The organism is Streptomyces sp. NBC_00122, assembly GCF_045160845.1.
Lineage (GTDB): Bacteria > Actinomycetota > Actinomycetes > Streptomycetales > Streptomycetaceae > Streptomyces.
Genome location: NZ_CP108191.1, coordinates 3,172,426 through 3,185,701, shown reverse-complemented (window position 1 = coordinate 3,185,701; position 13,276 = coordinate 3,172,426). Strand labels below are relative to the sequence as shown.

The following is a 13,276-nucleotide window of genomic DNA, read 5'->3' as shown; positions in this document are numbered from 1 at the left end:
GCATCCCGCGGTCCGGCATTTGCTACGGCCGAGAGGAAGGAGAGTCCGCTGTCGACCGGGAAGTCGATGAGCATCCAGCCGCGGCGGGACTCCACCCACTCCGCCATGTGCGGTAACTTCGCTGGCCAATCCGCGTTGCTCTCGGCCAAGTCCTGGCAGCAGGTGAACGTGTCGATGCCACACTCCCAGATCGCCTGGATAGCTGGTGCGAGCTGCTCGTCGATCTGGGCGTGGAGCTTGCCCACCCGGACGAGAACGGTGGGATGCGTGCCTTCGTAAGACGTCATCGCAGGAGCATAGAAGCGGAGTACGACGTCACAGTAGGCGGAGCCCGCCGGCAACATGCTCCGCTTCAACCAGCCGCGCACCCGCTAGCCGGACACGCCCTGGGAGCGCTCAGCGCCTCAACGACTGCACCACGACCGCCGCCGACAGCAGGAGTCCGGCACCGGCCATCACCTTGGCGGCGGTCGGGCGTTCGCGCGGGTCCGCCCCGGTGGCCAGCAGGAGCTGCAGCGCCGAGGGAAAGAACAGGAACATCCCGGCCATGGCGCCGATGAACGACCACAGCACCAGCAGCGCCGCGATGGTGCCCGCGACGTAGACGAAGCCGGACGGCCGGGCGTACAGGAACAACGGCACGGAGACCACCGCGGCGGTCGCGAAGGCGAGCGCCGGGATGCCGAAACCCGCGAACCACACGATCAGCACCGGTAGGGGGGTGACCACGGCGCACAGCACGAGGCCGAACTGCCATGGATGAATACTCGCTCGCGCAGCGGCCTGCATGACCAACCCCCGGACCCGATGACTTGAACGCGTTCAAGCTACCGGATCCGGGGGCGTGCTACGTCAGCGGGTGCACCGGCCAGCTGGACAGCAGGTCAGCGCGCGATCGCCGGGCCACGGGGCCCGGGACCACTCCGACCGAAACCGCCTTCGCGACTACGTTCCGTGGTGCTCGTAGGCGCGCGGGAGATCAACTTTTATGTGTCACGCTCCGCCGGCGAAACCGGGCCTGGAGACTCCTCCAGGTTCCGAGAAACGGACATACAGGGACGGATTCCAGGCGGCGTGACACTCCCCCGAGGGAGCGTGACAGCAGGTGTCACACTCACGGACCATCAGCGTGACACGGTCGGGCACAGCCGCGGCTGGTTGTTCAGGAGGGGCCTACGCCAGTCGGCCCCCCGATGGATCGCGTATGCCCGCCGGGCCGCGCGGCCAGAGGCTGGGTGAGCAGCTGGAACCCGAGGGTGCAACGCGAGGTGCAACACGGCGCTCACGATGGGAACGCGGGGTGTTATCGCAGGTCAGGGCCGCAACAGATGCCTGTTGCACCCGCGCGTTGCAGGGCGTGTTGTACCCCGAACGCGGCCGCTTGCACGGTTGCACGCGATTCGTGACAGGTGCAGAGACGCCGGAACCCGACGCCGCTCCGCACGAGGACGGGGGCGGTGAGGGCGAGGAGGGGGACGACGAACGCGCCCGCGGTGCCCACGCCCAGGCTCCAGACCGTCGCGAGGCAGCCCAGCAGCAGCGCGGCGCTGGCGATCGCCCGCTGGACGGGATGCACCTGTGTCCGCGCCTGATCGGCCTCCGCCGCGCCCGCTGCCGTTGTCATGTCCGCGAGGGTAGTCGTACCCGCCAGAGGCCCGGGCGGCGGTACTAGAGGCCCAGGCGGCGGTCCTTGAGGGCCGGAAACTGGGTGCGGGTGTCGCGGACCTTGGCCGGGTCGAGGTCGACCGTGAGGACGTCCTCACCGGGGCCCGCCTCCGCCAGGACCTCTCCCCACGGGTCGACCACCAGGCTGTGTCCGGCCTGTTCGACGCCCGCGTGGGTGCCGGCCAGCCCGCAGGCCAGCACGTACGACTGGTCCTCCACCGCGCGCGCCCGGCTGAGCAGCGTCCAGTGCGCGCGGCGCCGCGCGGGCCAGCCGGCCGCGACGACCATGGTGGTGGCCCCGGCGTCGACCAGACCGCGGAACAGCTCGGGGAAGCGGAGGTCGTAGCAGGTGGCGATGCCGAGGGTCTGCTCAGGCAGCTCCACCGTGGTCAGGGACTCGCCCGCCGACATGAGCACGGCCTCGCCCTGGTCGAAGCCGAACCGGTGGATCTTCCGGTAGGTGGCGGCCAGCTCGCCCTCCGGGGAGAGGACGAGGGTGGTGTTGTAGAGGGAGCCGTCGCCGGCGCGCTCCACGACCGAGCCCGCGTGCAGCCAGACCCCGGCGTCGGCGGCCGCCTTCGACATGGCCTCGAAGGTCGGTCCGTCCAGCGGTTCCGCCTCGGTCTCGAACTGCTCGTAGGCGAAGGCCCCGACCGTCCACAGTTCGGGCAGGACGACGAGATCGGAGGCGGACTGCTCCCGTACGAGATCGGCTGCTCGGGCACGCCGGGAAGATACCGACTCGCCCTCATTCACCGCGATTTGGATTAGCGAGGCGCGCACATTACCACCGTCCTGGCGTTCAAGCTGTCAACTCGGGCCCACGATCGTCACACGAAAGCACTGCCGGGGCGCTCACCGGCAGCGTAGTTTTGGAAACCGAGTCTGATGTCCCAAGCTTCCAGAACGCGCCACTGAACAGCACCGCGAGGGGTCCCGTTGACCGTCCATCCCAGCCTTCAGCCCTATGCCGACGCGTGGACGCACTCCATCGAGGCGATATCAGAGTTGGTCCTCCCGCTGACGGAGGGCGAGTGGAACCGGGCGACGCCCTGCCCGGGCTGGTCGGTCCGCGACGTCGTGTCGCACATCATCGGCATCGAATGCGAGCAGCTCGGAGACCCGCGGCCGATCCACACCGTGGCCAGGGACCTGCGGCACGTGGTGGACGAGTTCAGCCGGTACATGGAGGTGCAGGTCGACGTACGGCGCCACCACACCGCGCCGGAGATGACCTCGGAGCTCGAGTACACGGTCATCCGGCGCTCGCGGCAGCTGCGGAACGAGAAGCGGGATCCGGCCACGATGGTGCGGGGGCCGCTGGGTGACCAGGTGACGCTGGAATTCGCCCTGCGGCTGCGGGCGTTCGACGTGTGGATCCACGAGCAGGACCTGCGGACGGCGCTGGGCGTGCCCGGGAACTGGGACTCCCCGGGGGCGTTCGTGGCGCGGGACATCCTCCTGGCCGGGCTGCCCAAGGTGGTCGCGAAGCTGGCCGGCGCGCCGGCGAACTCGGCCGTGGTGATCGACGTGCACGGGCCGGTCGAGTTCCTGCGGACGGTCCGGGTCGACGCGGAGGGGCGGGGGACGGTGGACAAGTCGCCGTCGTTGGGCCCCGCGGTGACCCTGACCCTGGACTGGGAGACGTACGTCCGCCTCGCCGCGGGCCGGGTCCGGGCGCAATCCGTCGCGGACCGGGTGAAGGTCGAGGGCGACGCGGAGCTCGCGGGCGCCATCCTGGCCAACTTCGCCGTCACCCCGTAGCCGCCGCCCGCGTCACCGCCCGGACGCCCGGGCGGCTTCCCGGCGGAACGCGCCGGGGCTGGTCCCGTACGCCTCGCGGAAGGAACGGCCGAAGACCGGAGCACTGGAGAAGCACCAGCGGGCGGCGATGTCGCGGACGGACCGGGCGGCCAGCTCGGGTCGGGCCAGATCGCTGCGGCAGCGCTCCAGACGCCGGTGGCGGACGGTCGCCGCGACGCTCTGCGGCTGATCGCGGAACAGCAGGTGCAGGGCGCGTACGGAGATGCCGTGGGCGGCGGCGATCAGGCCCGGGGTGAGCGCCGGATCCCCCAGGTTGTGCTCGATGAAGGCGTCGATCCGCTCGCGCAGGGCGCGGGCCCGGGCCTCGGCGGGGAAGTCGAACCTCTCCTTCGGCGCGACCATGTCCGCGGACAGCTTGGCCCACATCCCCCGGATCCCTCCTCCACGGTGCCCGCTCCCCCGACGGGACGGCGCTACCGTGCCGTGCGGCCCCCTGATTCCGGGAGGGGACACGCAGGGACGCCCGGCACCGGTTCCGGAACCGGTCGGGTGACCGGCTCCGTGACCGGCTCCGTGACCGGTTCCGTGACCGGGGCGGCCGGTCGCCGCTCGCGTTCGCGCGCCAGGGCCGGGCCCCGCAGGCGCAGGATCTGCGCGATGCCGAACGCCTCCAGGACGAACACCGTCGAGAAGGCCAGGCGGTAGTCGTCCCCGGTGGCGTCGAGCAGGACGCCCACCGCCAGCAGGGTGGTCATCGAGGCGATGAAGCCGCCCATGTTGGTGATCCCGGAGGCGGTGCCCTGGCGCTCCGCCGGGTTGGCGGGCCGGGCGAAGTCGAAGCCGATCATCGACGCCGGGCCGCAGGAGCCCAGTACCAGGCACAGGGTGACCAGCAGCCACATCGGCGCCCGGTCGCCCGGGTAGACCAGGACCGACGCCCAGAGCAGGGCCGTCAGGCCGATCGTGCCCAGGGCCAGCGGTATCCGCGCGGACTGCCGGCGGCCGACGACCTGTCCGTAGACCAGGCCGAGCGCCATGTTCGAGGCGACCACCAGCGTCAGCAGCCCGCCCGCGGTGGTCCGCGACAGCCCCTGCGCCTCGACGAGGAACGGCATTCCCCAGAGCAGCAGGAACACCATCGCCGGGAACTGCGTGGTGAAGTGCACCCACAGGCCGAGCCGGGTGCCCGGTTCGCTCCACGATTCGCGTATCTGGCGGCGTACGAACCCTCCGGGAGCCCCCGCAGCGCGCGTCGGGGGAGGCGGCCCGTGGCCCTCCGGGTGGTCCCGCAGGAACAGCACCAGCGGGACCAGGACGACCAGACCCGCCACCGCGCTCCCCGCGAAGGCGGCCACCCAGCCCGCCCCGTGCAGGACGGGCGCCAGCACCAGCGTGGAGACGAGGTTGCCCGCCATGCCCACCAGCCCGGCCAGTTGCGCCATCAACGGCCCGCGCCGGGCCGGGAACCACCGGGTGCCGAGCCGCAGCACCGAGATGAAGGTCATGGCGTCGCCGCAGCCGAGCAGGGCCCGCGCGGCCAGTGCCATGTCGTACGAGGGCGAGAGCGCGAAGCCGAGCTGGCCGACGGTGAAGAGCACCGCGCCCAGGGTCAGCACCTTCTTGGTGCCGAGCCGGTCGACCATCAGCCCCACCGGTATCTGCATCCCCGCGTACACCAGCAGCTGGAGCAGCGAGAAGGTCGCCAGCGCCGAGGCGTTGACGTGGAAGCGGTCGGCCGCGTCGAGTCCGGCGACGCCCAGGCTGGTCCGGAAGATCACCGCCACGAAGTAGACGGCGACCCCGATGCCCCAGACGGCGAGGGCCTTGCGGCCGCCGGGAGGATCGAGGGCGCTCACCGGGCGTCGCCGCGCATCAGGCTTCCGACCCGGCCCACGTGCGCCCGTACGCACGCCGCCGCCCGGTCCGCGTCGCCCGCGCGCAGCGCCGTCAGGATCTCGCGGTGCTCGACGAGGCTCTGCGCGACCCGGTCCGGGTGGGCGTGCATCACCGCGACGCCCATCCGCAGCTGCCGGTCGCGCAGTTGGTCGTACAGGCGGGAGAGGATCTCGTTGCCGGCGTGCCGGACGATCTCGGCGTGGAAGCAGCGGTCCGAGGCCGCGAACGCCGCGAGGTCGCCGCTGTCCGCGTGCCGCTCCTGCGCCCGCAGCAGCTCCTCCAGCCGCCCGAGCAGCGCGGCCGGGGCCGGGACGGCCCTGCGTACGGTGAACTCCTCGACCAGCAGCCGGGTCTCGACGACATCCGCGATCTCCTGCGCCGACACGGCCAGGACCAGCGCGCCCTTCTTCGGGTAGAGCCGGATCAGCCCCTCCGTCTCCAGGCGCAGCAGTGCCTCGCGCACCGGCGTGCGGGAGACGCCCACGGCCTCGGCGACCTCGCCTTCGGTGAGGAGCGTGCCGCCTTCGTACCGGCGGTCGAGCACGCTCTGCTTGATGTGCCGGTAGACGCGGTCGGCGGCCGGTGCGGGTGCGGATGCTGGCATGGGCACAGCATAGATACGTGATCGGTACACCCGTATCACGTCTCAGCATCCAAGACCGTGCGAAGCCCGGTCCAAGTCCGCGGTGAGGACTGCATCGAAGGATGTAGCGCGACTTCGTCCAAGGGCACGACGTACGGCGCCGCGCGCCCCGCGACGCTGAAGGAATGGCCGACACACTCATCGCCCCGGTGGACCGGACGACCGCCCGGCTGCCCCTCCTCGACGTCCTGCGCGGCGCCGCCATCCTCGGCACCCTCATGACCAACGTATGGATCTTCGCCTCGCCCGGCTCGGAGTGGGGCGTCCTCACGGGCGGGCTCGCCTCCCCGGACCCGCTCGCCGACCCCTCCGCCGCGACCGTCGCGGAGTCCGTCTTCCGCTTCCTCGCCGACGGCAAGTTCCTGGCCCTGCTGACGGTCCTGTTCGGGGTGGGCCTCGCCATCCAGTACGACTCCGCCGCGCGCCGCGGCGACCCCTGGCCGGGCCGCTACCCGCGCCGCGCCGCCTTCCTCTTCGTCGAGGGCACCGTCCACTTCGTCCTCGTCTTCGCCTGGGACGTGCTGATGGGGTACGCCGTCACCGCCCTCCTCGTCGCCTGGCTGCTGGCCCGCTCCGAGAAGGTCCGCCGGCGCGCCATGGGGGCGGCCGCCGCGGTGCACCTGACCCTGGTCGCCCTGGTGACCCTGGCGGCCGTGGTGAAGTCGGGGCGCGCGACGCAGGACACGCCGAAGGCCCCGTCCGCCGACGCCGTCGAGCTGTACGCCGAGGGCGGCTACGGCGCCCAGATCGCCTTCCGCCTGGAGAACTTCGCCGCGCTGCGCATCGAGCCCGTCTTCTCCTTCGGCCTGCTGGTCTTCCTCTTCCTCCTCGGTGTGCGCCTGCACCGCGCGGGCGCCTTCACCGCCACCGCCGAGGGCCGCCGCATCCGGACCCGGATGGCCATCTGGGGCCTCGGCCTCGGACTGCCGCTGAACGCGGCGACCGCCCTCGGCGGCGACGACTTCTTCGCCCTGGGCCGCTACGGGGTCGCCCCCCTGGTCGCCGTCGGCTACATCGGCCTGATCGGCGTCGCCCTCGACCGGCTGTGGATCCCGAAGCCCGTCACCACCGCCCTCGGTTCCGTCGGCCGCACCGCCCTGTCCTGCTACGTCGCCCAGAACCTGCTCTGCATGCTGCTCTGCTACGGGATCGGGCTGGGCCTGGCCGACCGGCTCGCCGGGACCGGGCCCTGGTGGGTGATGGGTCTGTGGGCGGCCGTCGCGCTGACCCTGACGGCCGGGTCGTGGCTGTGGCTGCGCCGCTTCGGCCGCGGCCCGCTGGAGTACGTACAGCACGCGGCGCTCAGTCCGCGGCGGTGACCTCCACGTCCAGCACGAACTCGTCGTACGGGGCCTCGTCCGGGTAGGGCGGCCGGACCTGGGCGAAGCGGATCCGGGCCCGGCCGCCGCCCGGAGCACGGCCCCGGACGACGTACGTGCGCTCCACCGCCGCCCCGGGCAGGCTCTCGTCGGACACCGCGGGCCCCGCCGAGACGGCCACTGCCTCCGTGTCCCCGCTGACCTGCCAGGTCCACACGTACCCGCGCGCCCCGCGGCCGGTGAGCCGCAGCTCGTACGGCTCACCGGGGCCGAGGACGACGCTCCGTACCTCCACCCTGTTCCTCCCGGGCCGTCTCAGGCGGGGCCGATCACCGGCCCTTCGTGCCAGCCCGCCCCTCCCCCGGACTCCGTCCGGGAGGTGCCCCCACGCCAGTAGTGCTGGAGCAGGCGGTCGGTGCGCAGGACCACGACTTCCAGGTTGAACCCGAAACTGCCCTGGAGCATCCCGGTGACCGCGACGACGTCGTGCCCGAAGACCGCGCTGCGGCTCCAGGCCGAGCCGGCCGCGTTGCCGCGCCACCAGTGCTCGACCCGTCCGTCGGCGACGGCCACGCACAGCTCGTAGTTCCCGGCGGTGTCCTCGTCGACGGCTCCGTACTGCCCTTCGACCAGGCACGGCGCGCAGGTGGCCCCTTCGCCGAACACCTCCCCGGCGCGCCAGACGAAGGCGTTCGCGTCGTCCCGCCACCACAGCTGCATCCGGCCGTCGGTGCGGGTCGCGACGAGGTCGAGGCGGCGGCCGCGGGTCTGGACGAGGGCGGGCCCGTAGTGGGAGATGCCGGAGGCGAAGCGGCCGCCGTCGTTCCAGGTCCAGGGGGCGCCGTTGATCCGCCACCAGTGGTTCAGGCGGCCGTCCGCGGTCCGCACGACCACCTCGAAGTTGCCCGGCTTGCCGTAGTCGCTCTGGATGAACGCCGGGGTCGACCCGATGGCCGCGTCGCCCGGACCGAAGGCTCCGCCGTCGCGCCAGACACCCGCGGACTGCTCGTAGTACCAGTGGCGCAGCCGGCCGCCCGTGGTCACGTGCAGGGACTCCATGTTCCGGTTGTAGGTGGTCCCGGTGAAGGCGGGCTGGCCCGAGGCGTCGTTCGCGAAGGTGCCCGCGCGGCCCCACGGGAAGGGGGCGTCGCCCTCGCGCCACCAGTGCTGGAGGCGGCCGCCGCCGGCCCGGGCGAGGAGCTCGAAGTTGCGGTGGGCGCGGCCGTTGCCGCTCTCGTAGACGTTGCCGGTGTGCAGGCGGCGCTTGGTCCACGGGTCGATGTTGGTGCCCCGCAGGCCGCACTTGGCCCAGTAGTCGATGTTGACCTCGCCGTAGGCGATCCGGCCGTAGCCGCCGACGTGGTAGCCCGTCCCCCAGGAGTTCTTGAACAGCCAGCAGCCCGCCGCGTCGTCGTAGCCGACGATCAGCACGCAGTGGCCGCCCGCGAGTCGGTCGCTGGTGCGGTGGTAGACGCCGGAGCCCAGGGCGAAGAAGTCGTCGTACACGTCGAAGCAGGCGGTCAGCGGGCCGACCGTGTCCAGCCAGACCTTCTGCTGCTCGACGTCGCCGAGGCGGACGTAGTCGGTGATCCGCACGGTCCGGCCCGAACGGTCCCAGCTGGGCGTGTACTCGGCGCGCCAGGCGTCGCGCCGGGCGGCGGGCAGTCCGGCGGGCGGGGTGCTGTACGGCCAGCAGTCCGGGTCGGCGAGCCCGCCGTTGTCCTTGATCCAGTCCAGCGCGGTCTCCGGGTTGCTCCCCTGCCCGCAGCTGAACTTCAGGCCGTCGTGCACGTCCCCCTCGGAGCGCGTGGCCCACACCCCGTGCTCGATGCGGGCCATGGACTCCACCAGGCCGGCCGCGCCGAAGGCCCAGCAGGAACCGCACGGGTTCTGGTCCTTGACCCTGGTGATCCAGGGCCGGCCCCAGCGGCTGCGCCAGTCCACGGCGGCGGGCCGGGCGGCGGGGCCCGCGGCCGACCGCGTTCCCGCAAGCAGCCCGTGCGCGGCCCGGCGCCGGGTCAGGTGCGGGTTGGCGCTCTCCCGGCCGACGAGCGCCCGCAGGTCGACGGTCCGTACCGCCTCGGCGGGAGTCAGGTTCGCGCCGGGCTCCAGGCCGAGCGAGGGGCGCGGCACCGGCTCCTCGTCGACCAGGTGCTCGAGGACCGACCACCGGGCCCCGAGCTCCGCGAGCCGTGCCCGCAGCTCTCCCACGGTCTGGACAGATTCCTCCGGCATGGCGGCCCCCCAGCTGCAACCGTTCGGATCCCGGCCCGGGGAGCCTCCCGCTGCCACCGGGGAGCGTCAAGGGGGGCCGTACGGTCGCGCGGTGGCACGAAGGGGGCTCGTTGGACGGCGGCCCCGCTGCCCGGGTCAGCTGTCCAGCGACATCGCGTTCTTGGCGTGGGCGACGGATTCCTCCGAGGCGGGTCCGCCGGGATTCTCGGTGGCCAGGGCCTGGTTGAGGGTGACGTAGGGGCGCATCCGGCGCTCGTACCGGGCGTACGCGGCGCGGTGGTCGCCGCCGGCCCGGGCGAGGCTGTCGGCCAGCACGTGGGCGCCCACGAGGGCCAGGCTGGTGCCCTGCCCCGAGAGGGGGGACGGGCAGTAGCCGGCGTCCCCGAGCAGGGCCACCCGGCCCCGCGACCAGTGGTCCATGCGGATCTGCGCCATCGCGTCGCAGTAGAAGTCGGGCGCCTTCCGGGCGGCCTCGGCGAGGCGGGCCCCTTCCCACCGCATGGAGGCGAGCTTGTCCACGACGAGCTGCCGCAGGGCGCCGCCGTCGCGGAGGGCGGGGGCGAGGGGCTCGGACTCGAAGCCGAAGGCGATCCTGAGCTCGGTGTTGTCGCGCACGGGCATGATGCCGAAGCCCGTGTCACCGGCCCGCAGCCACATCTGCCAGTCCTGCAGGGCGAGGAAGTTGTCCGCGCCGAACACCGAGAGGTAGCTGCCCAGGTGGTGGACGAAATCCTCCTCCGGCCCGAAGGCCAGGCGCCGCACGGTGGAGTGGAGGCCGTCGGCCCCGACGACGAGGTCGAAGGTGCGCGGCGCCGCGTGCGCGAAGTCGACGCGCACGCCGCTCCCGTCCTCGTCGAGCGCGGTGACGGTGTCGCCGAAGAGGTACTCGACGTGCGGGCGGGTGTGCTCGTACACCACCTCCACCAGGTCCTCGCGCAGCACCTCGACGTCCTCGCTGTCGAGCCGGCCGCTGCTGAAGGTCGCCTCGGTGGAGCGGTCGATCTCACGGCCGTCGGGGTCGAGGACCGACATGCCGCGCATCCGGGTCCGCAGGCCCCGCACCTGTTCCAGCAGGCCCATGCGCTCCACGACGTCGAGCGCGACGCCGCGGATGTCCACGGCCTGGCCGCCGGGGCGCCGGCCCGGGGCGCGTTCGATGACGGTGGGCGCGAAGCCGTGGCGGCGCAGCCAGTGGGCGAGGACGGGCCCGGCGATTCCGCCGCCGGAGATGAGTACGGTCTGCATGGGACGCTCCTTCAGCCGCTTGTACGGTGTACGCGCTCTGAACGTACGACGTACGCGCAGCCCCTTCAACTGCTCAAAACACGCCCTGCACTAGGACAGGCACCTCTCCTTCCGACGTTGCCGCTGCTACCCTCTGCACTAGTACAGGACAGGAAGGCGGCGGCACGTGACGCAGACCACAGGCACACCGGGCGATCCGCCCTACCTGCGCATCGTCGCCGCCATCCGCAGACGCATCGCAAACGGTGAACTCGCCCCCGGGGACCGGATCCCCTCGACCCGGCAGATCGCCGCGGAATGGGGCGTCGCACTCGCCACGGCCACCAAGGCCCTGACCACCCTGCGCCTGGAGGGACTCGTCGAGGCCCGGCCCCGGATCGGCACCGTCGTCGCCGGGGCCGCCACCGCCGCCGCCACCGCTGCGCCCGTCACGCCGACCCGCAGGCGCCCGTCACCCGCCGCGGACCCCGAGCAGGAGCTGAGCCTCGACCGGATCGTCCGGGCCGCCATCGAGATCGCCGACGCCGAGGGGATCTCGGCGCTCTCCATGCGCGGCGTCGCGGCCCGGCTCGGCGTAGCGGCGATGTCGACCTACCGGTACGTCCCGAGCAAGGAAGACCTCGTCCTGCACATGGCCGACGCCGCGTTCGGCGAAGAGTCCTATCCCGCGGACTCGCCCGAGGAGTGGCGTCCACGCATCGAGCTGGGCGCCCGGACCCTGTGGAAGCTGTACCGCAGGCACCCGTGGCTGGCCCAGCTCAGCTCCCTCACCCGCCCGTTGCTCGTACCCAATCTGATCGTCCACGGCGAATGGGTGCTCGGCGCCCTCGACGGCCACGGACTCGACCCGACCACGCTGTTCGACATCCACGTCCTGCTCTACAGCCAGGTCCAGGGCCTGGCGGTGCACCTGGAGATGGAGGCGCACGCCGAGGCCGCCACGGGCCAGTCGGAGGACCAGTGGATGGACAGCCGGGCCCCCGCCCTGCGGGACCTGATGGAATCCGGCCGCTTCCCGACCTTCGCCAAGGTCGTCGGCGCCTTCGAGGACGGCTACGACCTGCGGCTGGACGCGCTCTTCGAACGCGGCCTGCGAGCCCTCCTCGACGGCCTGACCCCCGTCGTCGAAGGACGGTAGGCGCTCAGCGGTAGTACCCCTCGACCACGGCCCGCACCTCGTCGAACAGCGCCGGCCCCTCCTGCGGCACGGGCGGCCGGCCACTGCCCGGCCTGATGTCCAGGAGCTGCTCGTCGGACAGGGCGAACACCACCCGCCGCAGTCCGGCCTGCCGGATGACCGGCTCGCACATCCCGCACGGCCGGCAGCTGGTGTACATCGTGGTTCCCGCCGCCGTGTCAGGGTCCAGCTCCCGCGCGGCCCACCTCGCCAGCTTCAGCTCGGGGTGCGCGGTGATGTCCCTGTCGGTGAGGGTCGTGTTGCGCTCCTCCGCCAGCACCGTCCCGTCCGGTCCCGCCAGCAGTGATCCGAACGGCGGGTTGCCGCCCGCGAGCGCCTCGGCCGCGAGCGCGATGGCCCGCCGGAGGAGGGCGTGGTCGTCGGGTGTGGTCATGACTGCTCCGTTCCGGTGCGGGGCGGGAAGAGGTGCGCGGCCACCGTGGCCAGTGCCTGCCAGGCAGCCTGCGGGTGGCACGTCTCGCGGGGGTCGCCGCGGTACGGGTCGAGGACGACGGCCTCGGCGCCGAGGCGCCGCAGCTGGCCGAGGTCGTCCATGACCTGGTCGATCGTGCCCTGACCGGCGAGCCGCTGCGGTCCGTCGACCGGCGCCGCGGTGAGTTCGAGGGCGATCCGGGGGGCCAGCGCGGGCACGGGGAGGTGCTGCTCGTCGGCGTGCGCCTGCAGCCTGACCACGGCTTCGCGCAGCCACGGCACGGTGCAGCGCAGCGGATGCCACGCGTCCCCGAGCCGCACGGCCCGGCGCAGCCCCGCGTCGCTGTTGCCGCCGACCCACACCGGAATCCTCCGGTCGCCGTAGGAGGCGGTGTCCGCCCAGGCCGCCCGGATGTCCCGCAGGTGCCCGTCGGTCAGCCGCCCGCGCTGCTCGAAGGGGATGCCGAGGGCGGCGAACTCCTGCCGCGCCCAGCCGACCCCCACGCCGAGGACCAGCCGGCCGCCGCTCAGCTCGTCCACGTTGGCCGCCATCCGGGCGGTGAGCAGCGGGTGCCGGTAGGGAGTGATCAGGACCGTCGTGCCGAGCCGGACCCGGGTGGTGAGGCCGGCCAGCCAGGACAAGGTGGTGAAGGGCTCGTAGAAGGGTGCCGGATAGCGCTCGGCGACATCGGGCGTGATGGCGACGTGGTCCGACACCATCAGCAGGTCGAAGCCCAGGCCCTCCACGGTCTGGGCCCAGCTCCGCAGGACTCCCGGGTCGGTGCCGGGGCCGAAATTGAGGACGTTGACTCCGATCTTCACAACCCCGAGCCTAGCCAGGCGGCAGGGGCCTGCAGAAGTAACTCCCGCCTGTTCAGGACCGGTTCACCCGTGGATTCG

General features: G+C 72.5%; 14 protein-coding genes. 3 read left to right on the top strand and 11 right to left on the bottom strand.

What is annotated here, in order from left to right; genetic code table 11:
• Window positions 1–396: 396 nt before the first annotated feature.
• The 3 genes from OG737_RS15035 to OG737_RS15025 all read right to left on the bottom strand — a co-directional run bounded on the left by OG737_RS15035 (window position 397) and on the right by OG737_RS15025 (window position 2,448).
• Window positions 397–789 carry a hypothetical protein gene (locus OG737_RS15035; RefSeq protein WP_405921617.1) on the bottom strand — a complete coding sequence of 131 codons (393 nt, stop codon included), beginning with the start codon at window positions 787–789 and terminating at the stop codon, window positions 397–399.
• 514 nt (window positions 790–1,303) lie between these two features.
• Window positions 1,304–1,624 carry a hypothetical protein gene (locus OG737_RS15030; RefSeq protein ID WP_328926676.1) on the bottom strand — a complete coding sequence of 107 codons (321 nt, stop codon included), beginning with the start codon at window positions 1,622–1,624 and terminating at the stop codon, window positions 1,304–1,306.
• A 44-nt stretch (window positions 1,625–1,668) separates the two neighbouring features.
• Window positions 1,669–2,448: a carbon-nitrogen family hydrolase gene (locus OG737_RS15025; protein WP_328926675.1), complete on the bottom strand. Its 780-nt coding sequence runs from the start codon at window positions 2,446–2,448 to the stop codon at window positions 1,669–1,671.
• A 156-nt stretch (window positions 2,449–2,604) separates the two neighbouring features.
• Between OG737_RS15025 and OG737_RS15020 the strand changes: the two genes are divergently transcribed.
• Window positions 2,605–3,429, top strand: coding sequence for a maleylpyruvate isomerase family mycothiol-dependent enzyme (locus tag OG737_RS15020; protein ID WP_328926674.1), 825 nt, complete (start codon window positions 2,605–2,607; stop codon window positions 3,427–3,429).
• Window positions 3,430–3,441: 12 nt separating this feature from the next.
• On the opposite strand, the gene OG737_RS15015 is transcribed toward OG737_RS15020, so the two are convergent.
• Genes OG737_RS15015 through OG737_RS15005 form a run of 3 tightly spaced genes read right to left on the bottom strand, consistent with a single transcriptional unit; the run spans window position 3,442 to window position 5,929 of the window.
• Window positions 3,442–3,855: a helix-turn-helix domain-containing protein gene (locus OG737_RS15015; RefSeq protein WP_405679380.1), complete on the bottom strand. Its 414-nt coding sequence runs from the start codon at window positions 3,853–3,855 to the stop codon at window positions 3,442–3,444.
• 47 nt (window positions 3,856–3,902) lie between these two features.
• On the bottom strand, window positions 3,903–5,285 hold the full coding sequence (locus tag OG737_RS15010; RefSeq protein ID WP_405679382.1) for a nitrate/nitrite transporter: 1,383 nt from the start codon (window positions 5,283–5,285) through the stop codon (window positions 3,903–3,905).
• Window positions 5,282–5,929 (bottom strand): GntR family transcriptional regulator, encoded by a 648-nt coding sequence (locus OG737_RS15005; RefSeq protein WP_328926671.1) that lies wholly within the window; start codon window positions 5,927–5,929, stop codon window positions 5,282–5,284. The genes OG737_RS15010 and OG737_RS15005 overlap by 4 nt, the downstream gene beginning before the upstream one ends.
• Window positions 5,930–6,093: 164 nt before the next feature.
• Between OG737_RS15005 and OG737_RS15000 the strand changes: the two genes are divergently transcribed.
• Complete coding sequence (locus OG737_RS15000) at window positions 6,094–7,287, top strand: DUF418 domain-containing protein (protein WP_328926670.1); 1,194 nt, start codon at window positions 6,094–6,096, stop codon at window positions 7,285–7,287.
• Here OG737_RS15000 and OG737_RS14995 read toward each other — a convergent pair.
• The 3 genes from OG737_RS14995 to OG737_RS14985 form a co-directional block, all read right to left on the bottom strand.
• A complete protein-coding gene (locus OG737_RS14995) occupies window positions 7,271–7,582 on the bottom strand; it encodes a protease inhibitor I42 family protein (protein WP_328926669.1) in 312 nt (103 codons plus the stop codon). The genes OG737_RS15000 and OG737_RS14995 overlap by 17 nt on opposite strands.
• 20 nt (window positions 7,583–7,602) lie before the next feature.
• A complete protein-coding gene (locus tag OG737_RS14990; RefSeq protein WP_328926668.1) occupies window positions 7,603–9,522 on the bottom strand; it encodes a C1 family peptidase in 1,920 nt (639 codons plus the stop codon).
• Between the two features lie 135 nt (window positions 9,523–9,657).
• Window positions 9,658–10,767, bottom strand: a complete 1,110-nt coding sequence (locus OG737_RS14985) for an FAD-dependent monooxygenase (protein WP_405921616.1) — start codon at window positions 10,765–10,767, stop codon at window positions 9,658–9,660.
• A gap of 166 nt (window positions 10,768–10,933) precedes the next feature.
• Between OG737_RS14985 and OG737_RS14980 the strand changes: the two genes are divergently transcribed.
• The gene (locus tag OG737_RS14980; protein WP_405921615.1) at window positions 10,934–11,905 is read left to right on the top strand and encodes a GntR family transcriptional regulator; all 972 of its coding nucleotides are present in this window, start codon (window positions 10,934–10,936) and stop codon (window positions 11,903–11,905) included.
• 4 nt (window positions 11,906–11,909) lie between these two features.
• Here OG737_RS14980 and OG737_RS14975 read toward each other — a convergent pair whose 3' ends face one another.
• Window positions 11,910–12,338 carry a nucleoside deaminase gene (locus tag OG737_RS14975; protein ID WP_328926665.1) on the bottom strand — a complete coding sequence of 143 codons (429 nt, stop codon included), beginning with the start codon at window positions 12,336–12,338 and terminating at the stop codon, window positions 11,910–11,912.
• Window positions 12,335–13,198 (bottom strand): LLM class flavin-dependent oxidoreductase, encoded by an 864-nt coding sequence (locus OG737_RS14970; protein ID WP_328926664.1) that lies wholly within the window; start codon window positions 13,196–13,198, stop codon window positions 12,335–12,337. Before OG737_RS14970 ends, OG737_RS14975 begins: the two co-directional genes overlap by 4 nt.
• Window positions 13,199–13,276: the final 78 nt, after the last annotated feature.

Coding starts and splice junctions, on each gene's coding strand:
- OG737_RS14975 (WP_328926665.1), bottom strand. CDS start 12,338: ATGACCACACCCGACGACCACGCCCTCCTCCGGCGGGCCATCGCGCTC.
- OG737_RS15030 (WP_328926676.1), bottom strand. CDS start 1,624: ATGACAACGGCAGCGGGCGCGGCGGAGGCCGATCAGGCGCGGACACAG.
- OG737_RS15005 (WP_328926671.1), bottom strand. CDS start 5,929: ATGCCAGCATCCGCACCCGCACCGGCCGCCGACCGCGTCTACCGGCAC.
- OG737_RS15035 (WP_405921617.1), bottom strand. CDS start 789: ATGCAGGCCGCTGCGCGAGCGAGTATTCATCCATGGCAGTTCGGCCTC.
- OG737_RS14990 (WP_328926668.1), bottom strand. CDS start 9,522: ATGCCGGAGGAATCTGTCCAGACCGTGGGAGAGCTGCGGGCACGGCTC.
- OG737_RS15000 (WP_328926670.1), top strand. CDS start 6,094: ATGGCCGACACACTCATCGCCCCGGTGGACCGGACGACCGCCCGGCTG.
- OG737_RS14985 (WP_405921616.1), bottom strand. CDS start 10,767: ATGCAGACCGTACTCATCTCCGGCGGCGGAATCGCCGGGCCCGTCCTC.
- OG737_RS15015 (WP_405679380.1), bottom strand. CDS start 3,855: ATGTGGGCCAAGCTGTCCGCGGACATGGTCGCGCCGAAGGAGAGGTTC.